The sequence below is a fragment of the Methyloterricola oryzae genome (genome assembly GCF_000934725.1).
In the GTDB taxonomy this organism is placed as follows: domain Bacteria; phylum Pseudomonadota; class Gammaproteobacteria; order Methylococcales; family Methylococcaceae; genus Methyloterricola; species Methyloterricola oryzae.
Genome location: NZ_JYNS01000062.1, coordinates 1 through 1,993, shown reverse-complemented (window position 1 = coordinate 1,993; position 1,993 = coordinate 1). Strand labels below are relative to the sequence as shown.

General features: G+C 56.2%; 1 protein-coding gene. It reads right to left on the bottom strand.

Annotated features, from left to right (window positions below; all coding sequences use genetic code 11):
• Positions 1-1,462 (bottom strand): pentapeptide repeat-containing protein (locus EK23_RS21240; protein WP_162196157.1); only part of this gene is annotated, 1,462 nt, incomplete at its 3' end.
• Positions 1,463-1,993 lie beyond the last annotated feature (531 nt).

Here is a 1,993-nt window from a genome sequence, read left to right as displayed (position 1 = left end):
TCAAGGTGGCGCCGGTGAAATCGAAGCCGCCGCTCTGGGTGGGGTCGCTGGCGAGGACGGCGTTGCTAAAGTCGATGTTGGAGAGGTCGGTGGCGTTGTTGAAGGCCTGCCCGTTGCCATAGAGGTGGGCGCCGCGGAAGACTGCATCGATGGCGGTGGCGCCGCTGAAATCGACATCCCGGCCGAGTGCACCGTTGAAAGCCGCGCCGGAGAGGTCAGCGTTGGCGAACTTGGCGCCGCTGAGGATGGCGTTCACGAAATCGGCGGTCTGGAGCTTGGTCTGCTGTCCGGAGAAGTTTGCCCCGGACAGGTCGGCATACTGGAATATCGCGCGGGCGGCGTTGACATTGGTGAGGCTGGCGTTGGTCAGCGTGGCCAGGGACAGATCGACCCCGCTCAGGGTGGCGCCATCAAGGTGGATGCCGGTGAGATCCGCGGCTTCGCCTTGAATTTTAAGACCCTCGATAATGGCCCCTGACAGGTCGATGCCGGCCAGCGCCTTGCGATCGGCGGCGGTGGCGATCACCTGCGCGCCGGTCCAGTTTATGGGACCACCATTTGGAGCTTGCGGTTTGGAAGCAATCAGCAGCTGCCCAACGGCTTTCAAATCAAGCTGGCTTCCGGGGAACCAAGGCTCAGAACAAGGAAGCGCGGGTTGCCACATTAGAGTGTCAAAGGAAGCACCGATCAAATTGCTGTTTTTGAACTGTGTGCACTGATCACCTGTTCCTCCGAGGTTCCCCCCGAAAGTCGGTGGAGTGGTTTTGTAAAGGATCTCAGAAAACGTGGCGCCGATGAGGTCCGCACCAAAGGTGGTGCCGTCGACGGTGACATTCGAAAACGAGCTGTTATTGAATCTGCCTAAAAGGGTTGCCCCGCTGAGATCGGCTCCGTCAAATTTGAAGCCCACATCGGGCAAATTTACGACTTTGGCCTTGGGCATTTTGGCATTGGTGAGATCACCGAGGTAGTCGATGACCTGCGGGGGTACGCCGCTCAAGATGAAGCTCGAATTAGGAGGGAACACGCAACTGCGGCAGGAAAAATACTGCTGGAGCATATTGGATGTGTCCATGAGACGGATGCTGGTCAGCCCGCCCCAGAATTGGTAACGCCCCATGGTGCCCACGCGGCCATTATAAAGATTAAGAAGCGGAATGCCGTTGCTGTTCTGCGCATTTACCGCTCCCCACGGAAGGACCAGCGCGTCTTTGGTTTGGGTTCCGCTATCGGTTCCGAAAAAGGCCAACGCCACGCCGGGCGCGACACTGATAGAGTGCGGCGCGAGTTCCGGCCCCACACAGTCGCCAGTTAAAGAAACCGGATGCACACTGTCAGTTGGGAGCGTCAGCACCAATGCAATGCCTCCGGGAATCCCCAACACGACACCATTGGGCGGCGGCGCGGGTGGGGTCGCGGCGTGTATGCATTGGTAGGCCGATGCGTCGATGCTGGTAAGCACACTCAGGAGTCCCAGTAGGGACCCAAGTCGGTAGTGACGTAGATCAGGCATGTCCGTTGCCTCCGGGTAGTGTTCTAGTTACCGTCACCACGGACGGATGGTTGGATGTACAGCAGGCTTAGATTGCTTGAAGTTCCATTACGCAACCAGCAACGCTTCCTTTGAAAGACCCAGTCGATTGCCCGTATGCGCCTTATCCAGCCTGGTGATAGCGATTACTCTCCCGATACATTTAATTCCGCTGTGCGGAACGAATCGTCGATTCGACGAGCCAGTAAAAGTAATTTACAGCGAGTATGAACATTGAGGATTTTGATTAATAAATAAGAGGAATGCTAATTTCAGCTAATGCTTTGGCGACATTATGTCGGGCCAAACTAACCCTATAGGTTCAGGATTCTCCAGGAGGAATAGTGCTTGTCAACCATGATTTCGTTAAGGAAACACCGATTAAATCGCTCCGGTACGAGCCGTGACCCCGTAAAATAGCGGCATGACCAACCAATCTGACGGCCCCTTCGATGATCCAGC